Source organism: Micromonospora globbae, assembly GCF_003610785.1.
GTDB lineage: Bacteria > Actinomycetota > Actinomycetes > Mycobacteriales > Micromonosporaceae > Micromonospora > Micromonospora globbae.
Map to the genome: position 1 here is coordinate 85553 of NZ_RAQQ01000002.1, position 12151 is coordinate 97703.

Here is a 12151-nt window from a genome sequence, read left to right on the forward strand (position 1 = left end):
GCGCGAGCGTCATCCGGCCGACGGGTCGCTCTGCGCCCGGTAGGCGGCGGCCAGCCGCTTCGGCGCCCGGTCGTACCACGCCTCGACCATCAGCTCGGTCAGCTCCGTCGTGTCGATCCGGTCGAGCCGGACCAGCACGGCCGGGTAGCCGTCGAGGTGCGGGATGGTGAAGTAGACGTCGGGGTCGTCGGCGAGCAACGCCTCCTTGGCGCCCAGGTCGGGCACCCGCGCGCCGAGGATCGGGCCGTCCGGCGCCGCGTCGCCGAGCGCGGCCAGGTCCGGCTTGCGCAGCGGCCGCTCCCACACGAACAGCTTGTTCCGCACCCGCCACGCCGGCAGGCCGTCGTACGACGGGTACTCGGATGTCTCCGGCAGGCTCGCGGCGATCCGGCGGACGTCGTCCCAGCTGGCCATCCGCCCAGCCTACGGCCCCCGGCCGCCGTCGGGATCCCGCCGCTCGCCGACCCGCGAGGGCCGTCCCGGTCGGCGCCGGCGCACCGTCGGGCCGATTGACGGGCTGCGTCGACTGCGGCTACGGTCCTGCCTCGACCGAGGCCCGGGGGGACCGATGGGTGAGCCGACCGTGACCGACCTGCCGGCCGAGACGCCGCCGGTCTGCCTGACCGACTTCGCCGCGCGCGCCCGGGCGGTGCTGCCCGCCGACGTGTGGGACTACGTGAACGGGGGCAGCGGCGCCGAGGTGACTCTCACCGCGAACCGCGCCGCCCTCGACCGGGTCGCGGTCCTGCCCCGGATGCTGTGTGGGGTGGAGCTGCCGGACCTGACTACCCCCCTGCTCGGCCGCCCGTACGCGATGCCGGCGGGCGTGGCGCCGATGGCGTACCAGCGGCTGCTGCACCCCGACGGCGAGCGGGCGCTGGCCGGGGCGGCGGCCACGGCGGGCGTTCCCTACCTGGCCAGCACGCTCAGCAGCACCCCCGTCGAGGACGTGGCCGCCACCGGCGCGGAGGTCTGGTTCCAGCTCTACTGGCTGCGGGAGCGTTCGCTGGTCCTCGACCTGCTGGCGCGGGCCCGGGACGCCGGCTGCCGGGCGCTGGTCGTCACCGTGGACGTCCCGGTGCTCGGCCGGCGCTTCCGCGACCTCCGCAACGCGTTCCGGCTGCCCGCCGAGGTGGTCGCCGCGAACCTGCCCCACGGCCGGGACGACCTGGCGCACCTCGGCACGCCCGGGGTGTCGCCGGTCCCGGCGCGGTCCGGGGCGGTGTTCGCCCCCGCGCTGCGCTGGGCCGACCTCGCGTGGCTGCGTGAGCAGGTCGACCTGCCGCTGGTGGTCAAGGGGGTGCTCGACCCGCGTGACGCGCGGGAGGCCGTGGCGCGGGGAGCGGACGCGGTGGTGGTCTCCAACCACGGCGGCCGGCAACTCGACGGGGCGCCGGCCAGCGTCACGATGCTGCCGGAGGTCGTCGAGGCCGTGGGTGACCGGTGTGAGGTGCTCCTCGACAGCGGCGTCCGCGGTGGCACCGACGTGCTGCGCGCGCTCGCCCTCGGCGCGGCCGGGGTGCTCGTCGGCCGGCCGCTGCTGTGGGCCCTCGCGGCGGGCGGGCGGCCCGCCGCGGAGGAGGCGCTGGCCCTGCTCGCCGGCGAGCTGCGGGACGCGCTCGCGCTGGCCGGGTGCGCCGATCCGGCCTCGGCGCGCGAGCTGCGCACCCTCGTCACCAGCTGAGCGGCCACGGCCTGACACACCGCGTTCACCCGATGGCAATGCGCGACGGCCGCCGTTCCGGCGTCCTGGATGGACGGTCATAATGGGCGGCATGGTTGCCTGGGAGTACGCCCTGCTGGTCCGCCGCTACCAGGGGCAGGGCCGCAATTTCCACGTGTCGTTCGTCTGGTACGGCCCCGACGGCTCCCGCAAGGACGTCACCGCCTACGGCGACACGGCGATCGCACACCTCAACCGGGTCGGCCGGGAGGGCTGGGAGCTGGTCTCCGCCGCCGAGGACGTCAACAACGTGCAGGGCAGCACCGAGGTGCACCGCTACCACCTGAAGCGCCCCCTGGCCTGACACCCACCCGCCGCGCCCACCCACCCACCCGCCGGCGCCCGCCCCCCGGCGCCCCCGGCGGCCCGCCGCCCCCGCACACCCCGTCGATCATGAGGTTGACGGGCGGGAGAGCGCTCCCGGACCCCGCCAACGTCATGATCGACAGGCCCCGGGCCCCAGGCCCCGGGCCCCAGCCCGGGGCCTGTCGGGCCGGGTCAGGTCAGGTCGACCGTCGGGTACAGGGGGAAGCCGGTCAGCAGCTCGCTGGCCTGGCGGCTGACCTTGTCGGCGACGGCCGCGTCGAGCGCGTACTTGGCCTTCGACGGGGTGCCGTCCGCGTTCGCGCCGGGGCGGGTCTGGCTCAGCACGGTGTGGATCAGCTCGGCGATCGTGTCCATCTCGGCGGTGCCGAGACCCCGCGTGGTCAGGGCCGGGGTGCCGATGCGGATGCCCGAGGTGTACCAGGCGCCGTTCGGGTCCTGCGGGACCGAGTTGCGGTTGGTGACGATGCCCGCGTCCAGCAGCGCCTGCTCGGCCTGGCGACCGGTCAGCCCGTACGAGGTGACGTCGATGATCGCCAGGTGGTTGTCCGTGCCGCCGGTGACGAGGGTGGCGCCGCGGCGGAGCAGCCCCTCGGCGAGCGCCTGCGCGTTGGCCACGATCCGCTGGGCGTAGTCGGCGAAGTCGGGGCGGCGAGCCTCGGCGAGCGCGACCGCCTTGGCGGCCATCACGTGCGGCAGCGGGCCGCCGAGCACCATGGGGCAGCCGCGGTCCACCTGCTCGGCCAGCTCCGGCTGGCAGAGCACCATGCCGCCGCGCGGGCCGCGCAGCGACTTGTGGGTGGTCGTGGTGACGATGTGCGCGTGCGGCACCGGGTCGAAGTCGCCGGTGAAGACCTTGCCGGCCACGAGGCCGGCGAAGTGGGCCATGTCCACCATGAAGGTGGCGCCCACCGAGTCGGCGATCTCCCGCATGATCCGGAAGTTGACCTTCCGGGGGTACGCCGAGTAGCCGGCTACCAGGATCAGCGGCTTGAACTCGCGGGCCGCCTCGGCGACCTTGTCGTAGTCGATGAGGCCCGTCGCCGGGTCGGTGCCGTAGCTGCGCTGGTCGAACATCTTGCCCGAGATGTTCGGGCGGAAGCCGTGGGTGAGGTGGCCGCCGGCGTCCAGCGACATGCCGAGCATCCGCTGGTTGCCCAGCTCGCGGCGCAGCGCGAACCAGTCCGCCTCGGTGAGGTCGTTGACCTGGCGCGCCTGCGCCCTCTTCAGCGCCGGGGCCTCCACCCGGTCGGCCAGCACCGCCCAGAACGCCACGAGGTTCGCGTCGATGCCCGAGTGCGGCTGGACGTACGCGTGGGCGGCGCCGAACAGCTCGCGGGCGTGCTCGGCGGCGAGCGCCTCGACGGTGTCCACGTTCTGGCAGCCGGCGTAGAAGCGGCGGCCCACCGTGCCCTCGGCGTACTTGTCGCTGAACCAGTTGCCCATGGCGAGCAGGGTCGCCGGGGAGGCGTAGTTCTCGCTGGCGATCAACTTGAGCGACTCGCGCTGGTCGGCCAGCTCGGCGGCGATGGCGTCGGCCACCCGGGGTTCGACGGCGCGGATCACCTCGAGCGCGCTGCGGAAGGCGGTGGACTCGGCATTCGGCGACGACATGCGACCTCCTACTCACGTACGGAAGGCCCAGGCGCTCGGCATGCGTCCTCGTGACGGGGCCGCTCCCCGATGGTTCTCCATCCCCACGCGCCAGTAACGGCCCGGCCCGATCCTACCCAACCGGCCGCCGGAGGCCCGGACGACCTCGCCGGGGGTTGGGCGCGGCGCGACCCGCGGTGGGGCGGTGCCGGTGCACGTGGCGCCGGCCGGAGGCGGAACTAGGGTGCACACGGCGGTCGGCAGGACGTGCCCGACCGGCTCACGTCGGAACAGCACCGCCGGACGGCCGAGCCCGGCTGGGCGAGCTGGCCCGGCCACCGGAGCCCCCGGCACGGCGACGGGCCCGGCGGTCGCCGGGCCCGTCGGTGCCGTTCGCGGCCGTCAGGCGCGCACGGCGTCGAGGGACTTCTTGACCGCCTTCGGGTCCGACGGCTTGCGCGGCGCGTCGTCGCGAAGCTCGATCATCCGCGCGCCGATCTCCTGGAGCTGCTTGCGGCCCAGCGCGTCACGCACCTTGGGGAACCACTCCTGCTCCTCCTCCTCGACGTGGTGCAGCACGTTCTCGATGAGCACCGTCGTCTTGGCGTTGAAGTGCTCGTCCTCGGCGTCCATGGCGAACAGCTCGGCGCAGAGCACGTCCGCCACGTGGTGCTCCTCGTAGGACTCGAGGATGTCGTCCTCCAGGTCCGGCAGGAGCCGGCGGACCTCCGGGTACATCACCTCGTTCTCCAGGTAGGTGTGCACGGTGAGCGCCTCGATGATCTGCCCGACCAGCTTCTGCCGCTGGTCCGCCGGGCCCTCCTCGGCGTCCTGGAACGCCTTGAACAGGCGGCGCATCTCCTTGTGGTCCTCCTTGAGCAGGACGATGGCATCGGTGGACACCGGGTGACCTCCTAGGTGTGTCGGGTGGTCGTCCGGTACCCCGGCGGTGACGTGCGGAAACGGGTGGGGCCCGGCACGACGCGCCGGGCCCCACCGTCATCGGTGCGTCGTGGTCACCTCACCACGTTGTACGCGTCGACCATGCCCGCGCCGTAGAACCCGTTGCGGGCCCCGCCGGAGCACGTCGCGTCGTACAGGTGCGGGTCCGCCGCCGAGAACAGCGGCACGGGGTTGTAGACCCCCGCCGGGCAGGGCTTGGCGACCGCGGTGTTCTGCAGGAACGCGGCCAGCTGGCCGGGGTTCATGCCGGGGTGCGCGGAGACCGCCAGGGCGGCGACGCCGGCCACGTGCGGGCTGGACATCGAGGTGCCCTGCTTGTAGCCCCACCCGTTGGTGCGGGTGGCGGTGTTGAAGGTGGTGGACAGGATCGCGTCGGTGGTGGTGGACCGGGCGCCCTGGGTGCGGAACCGGGTGTCGCCACCGGGCGCCGTCACCTCGACCACACCCTGCCCGTACGAGGAGTAGTAGCTCTTCTCCCCGGTCGGGCCGACCGCCGAGACGGTCACCACGCCCGGCGCCTCGGCCGGCAGGTCGAGGCAGGCGCTGTTGATCTCACGGGTCTCCGGGGTGCCGTTGTTCGGGCTGCCCTCGTCGACCGTCTTGTGCTGCAGGTCCACGTTGGAGTTGCCGGCGGACGCCACGTTCAGCACGCCCTTGCTCGCCGAGTAGCGGATGGCCCGCTGCACGGCCTGCCACACCGGGCGCTGGCGCGCGTCGTTGCGGCAGTTGAACTCCCACGGGTCGATGTAGTAGCTGTTGTTGGTCACCTGCATGCCGTGCTCGGCGGCCCAGATGAAGCCGCAGACGGCCGCCTCCGGGAAGATGTAGCCGTCGTCGTTGACCACCTTCACGGCGGCCACCTTGACGCCCGGCGCCACGCCGGTGACGCCCACGCCGTTGACGGCGGCGGCGATGGTGCCGGCCACGTGCGTGCCGTGGTCCGACGTGGTGGGGTTCCAGGCCGCCTCGGTGGTGTCGGCGACACCACCGACGCAGGACGCGCTCTTGTCCTTGGCGATCTGGCTGGCCAGGTCGGGGTGCGTGCTGGAGATCCCGCTGTCCAACACGCCGACGACGACGTCCGGGCTGCCCGCGTTGACGGCGTGCGCCTGCGGCACCCGCATCATCGGCATGTCCCACTGCTGGGCGAAGAGCGGCTCGGCGGTGGGGTCCGCGGTGGTCCGGACGGCGTCGGCCGCCGGCACCTCCACGGTTTCGCCCTCCTCCAGGGCGGTGCCCAGGCCGGCGGTGGCGGCGACCGAGTCGACCCCGGCGCCGGCCACGGCGGTGGTGAAGCGGGGGTTCGCCGAGCGGGCCACGAGCACGCCGATCTGGTCGTAGCGGGCCACCACCGTGCCGTCGGCGGCGGCCACCCGGGCTGCCGCCCGGTCGGTCTTCGCCCCCTGCGGGGCGAGGACGAGGTAGGTGGTCTCCGGGCCGGCGGCGGAGGCGGCCGGGGCCAGCCCTCCGGTCACGGCGAGACCGATGCCGAGCGTCAGCGCGGACGCCGCGGCGAGTGTCTTGCGACGGATCACCTTCACACAGACTCCCAAGGGGGCCGTACATCGCCGCTCGGGTGCCCCTGGGCAGGGGCAACCGGGCGGGAGACGGGCAGGATGCCGCCTCCGTTGGGACAGCGCCGGAGGTGGACGCGGCGTTACACCGCGGCGACGGTCGGGCGAATCCGTGTCAGACGGTGGCGATTGTGTGGGGGATCTCGTCCAGCAGCTCGCGGGCCAGGAAACCGATCCGGCCGTACCGGGGGACGAGCCGCTGACCGCTCACCGCGTGGGCGAACGCCGCCCAGCACGCGGCCTGCGCGGGCTCGGCGCCGCGGGAGAGCAGGCCGGCGAGGAGCCCGGAACGCACGTCGCCGCTGCCGGAGGTGCCCAGCCCGGCGTCGCCGCTCTCCTCGCGCCAGCCCTGCCCGTCGGGCGCGGCGATGTGCCCGTAGAGCGAGACCACCGCGTCGTGGCGGGCGGCCAGCTCCGCGGCGTCGGCGTCGAGGTCGTCGCCGGGGTCGCGCCCGAGCAGGTGCCGCGCCTCGGTGAGGTTGGGGGTCAGCACCACCGGCCGGCCGGAGCCGACCAGCAGGTCCGGCTCGTGGCTGAGCGCGCCGAGGGCGTACGCGTCGAGCACGAGCGCCGTCCGCCGACCGGCCGCGTCGCGCACGAGGTGCAGCAGGCGCGCGGTCTCCTCGATCTCCTTGAGTCCCGGGCCGAGGGCGACCACGTCCGCCTCGGCGACCAGCGCGGCGAGCTGGTCGCCCGGGTCACCGGCGAGCGCGCCGTCCCTGGTCTCCGGCAATCCCACGACGAGCGCCTCGGGCACCTGGATGCTGAGCGCGGCGGCGGTGGACTCCGCGGCGGCCAGTTGCAGCACGCCGGCGCCGGCCCGCAGGGCGGCCACGCCCGCCAGCAGCACCGCGCCGGGGGTGAACCGGGACCCGCCGACCACCAGCACGGTGCCGCGGTTCTCCTTTCCGCCGGAGGGTACGGGCAACGCCCAGTCGCGCAGCAGGGCCGGGGTGATGACCCGCGGCTCAGATCGGTTCGGCACGTACCTCGTCCTCCCGTGTCGGATGGGCGCCCTGCTGGTGGAGGTGGCCGACCTCGTTGAAGCCGTCCAGGCGCAGCCGGCCGTCGTCGTCGGCCGACCAGCCGGTGATCGCGCAGTTGGCGATCACGTGCTGCCGGGTGAGCGCCATGAGCTCCGCCTCGGTCAACCCCTCGACGAGGTACCGGAGCACGAAGACCAGCGCGTCGTGGCCGAAGAGCAGCACCCGCTGCCCGCGGTGGTCACGGCGCAGGTCGCCGAGGAGCGCGCGCAACCGCAGCGCGACGTCGGTCCACGCCTCGCCGCCGGGCGGCCGGTAGTAGAACTTGCCCAGCCGGCGCCGCCGCGCCTCCTCGTCCGGGTAGCGGGCGCGTACGCCGTGCGGGGTCAGGCCGTCGAGGATGCCCAGCTCGCGGTCGCGCAACCGCTCGTCGCGGCTGAGCGGGACTCCGGTGTCCTCCAGCGCCAGCTCGGCGGTGCGGACCGCCCGCAGGTACGGCGAGGTCACCGCCACGTCCGGGCGGCGGCGCGGCGGCAGCGCGGCGAGCCAACGGCCGGTGGCGCGGGCCTGCTCCTCGCCGGTGGGGGAGAGCGGCACGTCGGCGTCGCGGTGGTCGAGGCCGATGAGTTCGGCGCCGGCGGACTCCGCGCGGGCCGCCGCCACGTTCGCCGTGCTCTCGCCGTGCCGGACGATCCAGAGCCCCGCCAGTTCCGCCATGCGGCAACCCCTACCCGCGGCCCTGCCCCGGATAACCGCCCGCCGCCCGGCCGGCGGGTGCGTGATCGCGGTGAGGCCGGGTAAGCGCCCGGCCCAGACGCAGGAAGGGGAGGTGCGCCGTGGCGACCATGACCAAGGAACAGAAGAGCCCGGTCAAGGACAAGAACTACGACCTCATCCGCACGTTGCAGATGTCGCTGGAACACGTCTACCGGATGGAGACGTACATCGCCGACGCCGAGCAGCGCGGCGACAGCGAACTGGCCGACTGGTTCCGCAAGATCCAGGACAACAACCGCCGGGCGGGTGACCAGGGCAAGCAGATGCTCATGGCCCGGATGCAGCAGGAACAGCGCTGAGGACGGGTGCGCGGGCCGGGCGGGCGGTGCGCCCGCCCGGCCGCTGACCTCCGGCCGCCGGGCCGACGCGCCGGCATCCGGCCTGTTCGCGTACGCGCGGGAGCCCGTCGACCGCTACGGTGTGAGGCGTGGCGGGGGCGGAGGAGATCCGGGTCGGGGAGCGGGTGGTCCGCGTCTCCAGCCCGGACAAGCCGTACTTCCCGGAGCGGGGCCTCACCAAGCTGGACGTCGTCCGCTACTTCCTGGCCGTGGGTGACGGCATCCTGCGCGCGCTGCGGGACCGGCCGACGATGCTGGAGCGCTGGCCGCGCGGCGTCTTCGAGGGCGCGAAGATCGGCACCCGGCAGGACAACCGCGGCGACGCCTTCTACCAGAAGCGGCTGCCGGCCGGCGCGCCCGACTGGGTGCGCACCGCGCACATCACCTTCCCGAGCGGACGCACCGCCGACGAGGTCGCGCCGAGCGAGCTGGCCGTGGTGATCTGGGCGGCGAACCTCGGCACGCTGCGGTTCCACCCGTGGCCGGTCTCGGCGGCCGACGTGGAGCGCCCCGACCAGCTCCGCATCGACCTCGACCCGATGCCGGGCGTGGACTTCGCCCAGGTGGTGCCGGTGGCCCACGAGGTGCGGGCGTTCCTCGCCGAGCTGGGTCTGACCGGCTACCCGAAGACCACCGGCGGCCGGGGCCTGCACGTCTACCTGTCGATCGAGCCGCGCTGGAGCTTCGGGGACTGCCGCCGGGCGGTGCTCGCGCTGGGCCGGGAGATGCAGCGCCGCCTGCCGGACCTGGTCACCACCACCTGGTGGCGGGAGCAGCGCGACCGGCCCGTCTTCGTCGACTACAACCAGATGTCCCGTGACCACACGATGGCCTCGGCGTACTCCATCCGGCCGACGCCCCGGGCGCTGGTGTCGGCGCCGCTGGACTGGGCCGAGCTGGACGACGCCCGGCCGGAGGACTTCGACGTGGTCTCCATGCCGGCCCGGTTCGCCGAGCGCGGCGATCCGCACGCCGGCCTCGACGAGAAGCGTTTCTCGCTGGAGCCCCTGCTGGAGCTGGCCGACCGGGAGGGTCTGGAGGCGCCGCCCGAGCGGTGAGCGTCCCTCCGCTCGTCACACCCAGGGGCTGCGGGCCCCGTCGAACTCCTCGAAGACCAGCCAGGTGCGGCTGCTGAGCACGCCGGGGATGCTCTGGATCCGGCCCAGCACGACGTCGCGCAACGCCGCGTTGTCCGGCGCCCGCACCAGCGCCAGCACGTCGTGGTCGCCGCCGAGCAGCGCGGCGTGCTCGATGTAGCGCACCTGCGCGAGCTGCGCGGACACCTCGCGCCAGGTGTTCTGCTCGATCGTCAGCGCGACGTACGCCGAGGTGCCCAGCCCGGCCGGCTCGGGCGCCACCTGGGCCCGGAAGCCGGTGATCACCCCCTCGCGGACCAGCCGCTCGACCCGGGCGTACGCGTTGGTGCGGGAGATGTGGATCCGCTCGGCGAGGGTGCGCACCGAGGTGCGGCCGTCGCGGACCAGCTCGTCGAGGATCCTCCGGTCCACCTCGTCGAGCGGGCGGGACGAACGTCCCGCCGGCGCGGCGGGGGCCGCCTCCGTTTCGGTCTCCTGGCTCATCACAGCCCCTTCCGCGTGCCGTTCGTCCCACGTTCATGGCCGATCTTGAGCAAATCATCCGCCAGGCAGGAGCATAGGTCCACCACACGTCCAGGAGGTCCCGCCGTGACGACCACACCCCAGGCGGTCCGCAGGGCATCCCCGCGCACCCGTCGCCGGCCGGCCACCCCGGCCGACCCCGCCCGTCCGCTCCTGCCGGACGCCGAGCCGGTCCGCCTGCTCGACCCGGCCGGCACGCCGCTGCCCGCCCGCGCCGACTACCCCGAGCCGCCCGCCGACGTCCTGCGCGAGCTGTACCGCCGGATGGTCGTGGGCCGCCGGTTCGACGCCCAGGCCACCGCGCTCACCAAGCAGGGCCGGCTGGCCGTCTACCCCTCCTCGCGCGGCCAGGAGGCCTGCCAGGTGGGTGCGATGCTCGCCGTACGCGACACCGACTGGGTCTTCCCGACCTACCGCGAGTCGATGGCGCTGGTGTCCCGGGGCCTGGACCCGGTCGAGGTGCTGACCCTGCTGCGCGGCGACTGGCACTGCGGGTACGACCCGGCCGCCCGCCGCACCGCGCCGCAGTGCACCCCGCTCGCGACCCAGTGCGTGCACGCCGCCGGCCTCGCCTACGGGGAGGCGTACCAGGGGCGGGACACCGTGGCGCTGGCCTTCATCGGCGACGGCGCCACCAGCGAGGGCGACTTCCACGAGGGGATCAACTTCGCGGCCGTGTTCAAGGCGCCGGTGGTCTACTTCGTGCAGAACAACCGGTACGCCATCAGCGTGCCGCTGTCCCGGCAGACCGCCGCGCCGAGCCTCGCGTACAAGGGCGTCGGCTACGGCGTGCCCAGCGAGCAGGTCGACGGCAACGACCCGGTCGCCGTGCTGGCCGTGCTCACCCGCGCCGTGGCGCACGCCCGCGCCGGCAACGGGCCGTTCCTCGTCGAGGCGCACACCTACCGGATGGAGCCGCACACCAACGCCGACGACGCCACCCGCTACCGCGACGGCGCCGAGGTCGAGGCGTGGCGCGACCGGGATCCGATCAGCCGGCTGGAGACGTACCTGCGCGCCCGCGGCGAGCTGGACGACGACGCGGTCGCCGCGGTGGCCGCCGAGGCCGAGGCGTACGCGGCCGCGCTGCGCGAGCGGATGAACGCGCAGCCGACCGTCGACCCGCTCAGCCTCTTCGACCACGTGTACGCGCAGCCGACGCCGCAGCTCGTCGAGCAGCGCGAGCAGGTCCGCGCCGAGCTGGCCGCCGAGCGGGAGGGGGACGCCTGATGGCCACCACCATGGCGAAGGCCCTCAACGCCGCCCTGGCCGACGCGATGGCCGACGACGAGCGCGTGGTCGTCTTCGGCGAGGACGTCGGGCAGCTCGGCGGCGTCTTCCGGATCACCGACGGCCTCCAGGCCCGCTTCGGTGACAAGCGCTGCTTCGACACCCCGCTCGCGGAGGCCGGCATCGTCGGCTTCGCGGTCGGTCTGGCCATGTCCGGGCTGCGCCCGGTGGTCGAGATGCAGTTCGACGCGTTCGCGTACCCGGCGTTCGAGCAGATCGCCTCGCACGTGGCGAAGCTGCGCAACCGCACCCGCGGGGCGCTCAGCGTGCCGATCGTCATCCGCGTGCCGTACGCCGGTGGCATCGGCGGCGTCGAGCACCACTGCGACTCCAGCGAGGCGTACTACGCGCACACCCCCGGGCTCAAGGTGGTCACGCCGGCCACCGTCGCCGACGCGTACTCGCTGCTGCGCGAGGCGATCGCCGACCCCGACCCGGTGGTCTTCATGGAGCCGAAGAAGCTCTACTTCTCCAGCGCCGACGCCGACCTGCCGGCGCGTACCGAGCCGTTCGGCCGGGCCGTCGTGCGCCGGCCCGGCCGCGACGCCACGCTCGTCGCGTACGGGCCGGCGGTGCCCGTCGCCCTGGAGGCCGCCGAGGCGGCCCGGGAGGAGGGCTGGGACCTGGAGGTCGTCGACGTACGCACGATCGTGCCGTTCGACGACGAGACGGTGACGGCCTCGGTGCGCCGGACCGGCCGCTGCGTGGTGATCCAGGAGGCGCAGGGCTTCGCCGGTGTCGGGGCCGAGATCGCGGCGCGGGTGCAGGAGCGCTGCTTCCACGCCCTGCACGCCCCGGTGCTGCGGGTGTCCGGGCTGGACATCCCGTACCCGGCGCCGATGCTCGAGCACACCCACCTGCCCGGTGTGGACCGGGTGCTCGACGCCGTCGCCCGCCTCCAGTGGGACGACGAGCCGGACCCGCGCTGGCTCCCGGCGACCCAGGGCAGCGCGGCATGAGCGAGCGC

The 12151-nt window shown here is 74.3% G+C and carries 13 protein-coding genes and 1 riboswitch; of the genes, 6 read left to right on the forward strand and 7 right to left on the reverse strand.

Annotated elements, in window-relative coordinates:
- Window positions 1–9: 9 nt before the first annotated feature.
- The gene (locus tag D7I43_RS02775) at window positions 10–414 is read right to left on the reverse strand and encodes an MmcQ/YjbR family DNA-binding protein (RefSeq protein ID WP_120326773.1); all 405 of its coding nucleotides are present in this window, start codon (window positions 412–414) and stop codon (window positions 10–12) included.
- A gap of 154 nt (window positions 415–568) precedes the next feature.
- On the opposite strand from D7I43_RS02775, the gene D7I43_RS02780 reads away from it, so the two are divergent.
- A complete protein-coding gene (locus tag D7I43_RS02780) occupies window positions 569–1684 on the forward strand; it encodes an alpha-hydroxy acid oxidase (protein WP_120326774.1) in 1116 nt (371 codons plus the stop codon).
- Window positions 1685–1766: 82 nt separating this feature from the next.
- The gene (locus D7I43_RS02785; RefSeq protein ID WP_120326775.1) at window positions 1767–2027 is read left to right on the forward strand and encodes a hypothetical protein; all 261 of its coding nucleotides are present in this window, start codon (window positions 1767–1769) and stop codon (window positions 2025–2027) included.
- Window positions 2028–2221: 194 nt separating this feature from the next.
- Here the strand turns inward: D7I43_RS02785 and D7I43_RS02790 are convergent, their stop codons facing one another.
- The 5 genes from D7I43_RS02790 to D7I43_RS02810 form a co-directional block, all read right to left on the reverse strand.
- Window positions 2222–3661, reverse strand: a complete 1440-nt coding sequence (locus D7I43_RS02790) for a glycine hydroxymethyltransferase (protein ID WP_120326776.1) — start codon at window positions 3659–3661, stop codon at window positions 2222–2224.
- Window positions 3662–3679: 18 nt separating this feature from the next.
- A riboswitch (ZMP/ZTP riboswitch) is annotated at window positions 3680–3769 on the reverse strand.
- Window positions 3770–4042: 273 nt separating this feature from the next.
- Window positions 4043–4543, reverse strand: a complete 501-nt coding sequence (locus D7I43_RS02795) for a hemerythrin domain-containing protein (protein WP_120326777.1) — start codon at window positions 4541–4543, stop codon at window positions 4043–4045.
- Between the two features lie 113 nt (window positions 4544–4656).
- Entirely contained in the window at window positions 4657–6144 is a 1488-nt protein-coding gene (locus tag D7I43_RS02800; protein ID WP_120326778.1) for a S8 family peptidase, read from the reverse strand.
- 148 nt (window positions 6145–6292) lie between these two features.
- Window positions 6293–7162 (reverse strand): NAD(P)H-hydrate dehydratase, encoded by an 870-nt coding sequence (locus D7I43_RS02805; protein WP_120326779.1) that lies wholly within the window; start codon window positions 7160–7162, stop codon window positions 6293–6295.
- Window positions 7146–7877: a histidine phosphatase family protein gene (locus D7I43_RS02810; RefSeq protein WP_120326780.1), complete on the reverse strand. Its 732-nt coding sequence runs from the start codon at window positions 7875–7877 to the stop codon at window positions 7146–7148. Before D7I43_RS02810 ends, D7I43_RS02805 begins: the two co-directional genes overlap by 17 nt.
- A 128-nt stretch (window positions 7878–8005) precedes the next feature.
- On the opposite strand from D7I43_RS02810, the gene D7I43_RS02815 reads away from it, so the two are divergent.
- A complete protein-coding gene (locus tag D7I43_RS02815; protein ID WP_120327068.1) occupies window positions 8006–8236 on the forward strand; it encodes a hypothetical protein in 231 nt (76 codons plus the stop codon).
- Between the two features lie 128 nt (window positions 8237–8364).
- Entirely contained in the window at window positions 8365–9333 is a 969-nt protein-coding gene (locus tag D7I43_RS02820; RefSeq protein WP_120326781.1) for a DNA polymerase domain-containing protein, read from the forward strand.
- A gap of 15 nt (window positions 9334–9348) precedes the next feature.
- Here D7I43_RS02820 and D7I43_RS02825 read toward each other — a convergent pair whose 3' ends face one another.
- Window positions 9349–9855: an Lrp/AsnC family transcriptional regulator gene (locus D7I43_RS02825; RefSeq protein WP_120326782.1), complete on the reverse strand. Its 507-nt coding sequence runs from the start codon at window positions 9853–9855 to the stop codon at window positions 9349–9351.
- Between the two features lie 105 nt (window positions 9856–9960).
- On the opposite strand from D7I43_RS02825, the gene pdhA reads away from it, so the two are divergent.
- Both pdhA and D7I43_RS02835 read left to right on the forward strand, forming a co-directional pair.
- Window positions 9961–11124, forward strand: a complete 1164-nt coding sequence (gene pdhA, locus D7I43_RS02830; RefSeq protein ID WP_120326783.1) for a pyruvate dehydrogenase (acetyl-transferring) E1 component subunit alpha — start codon at window positions 9961–9963, stop codon at window positions 11122–11124.
- The gene (locus tag D7I43_RS02835) at window positions 11121–12143 is read left to right on the forward strand and encodes an alpha-ketoacid dehydrogenase subunit beta (protein ID WP_192902059.1); all 1023 of its coding nucleotides are present in this window, start codon (window positions 11121–11123) and stop codon (window positions 12141–12143) included. The genes pdhA and D7I43_RS02835 overlap by 4 nt, the downstream gene beginning before the upstream one ends.
- The last annotated feature ends 8 nt before the right edge of the window (window positions 12144–12151 follow it).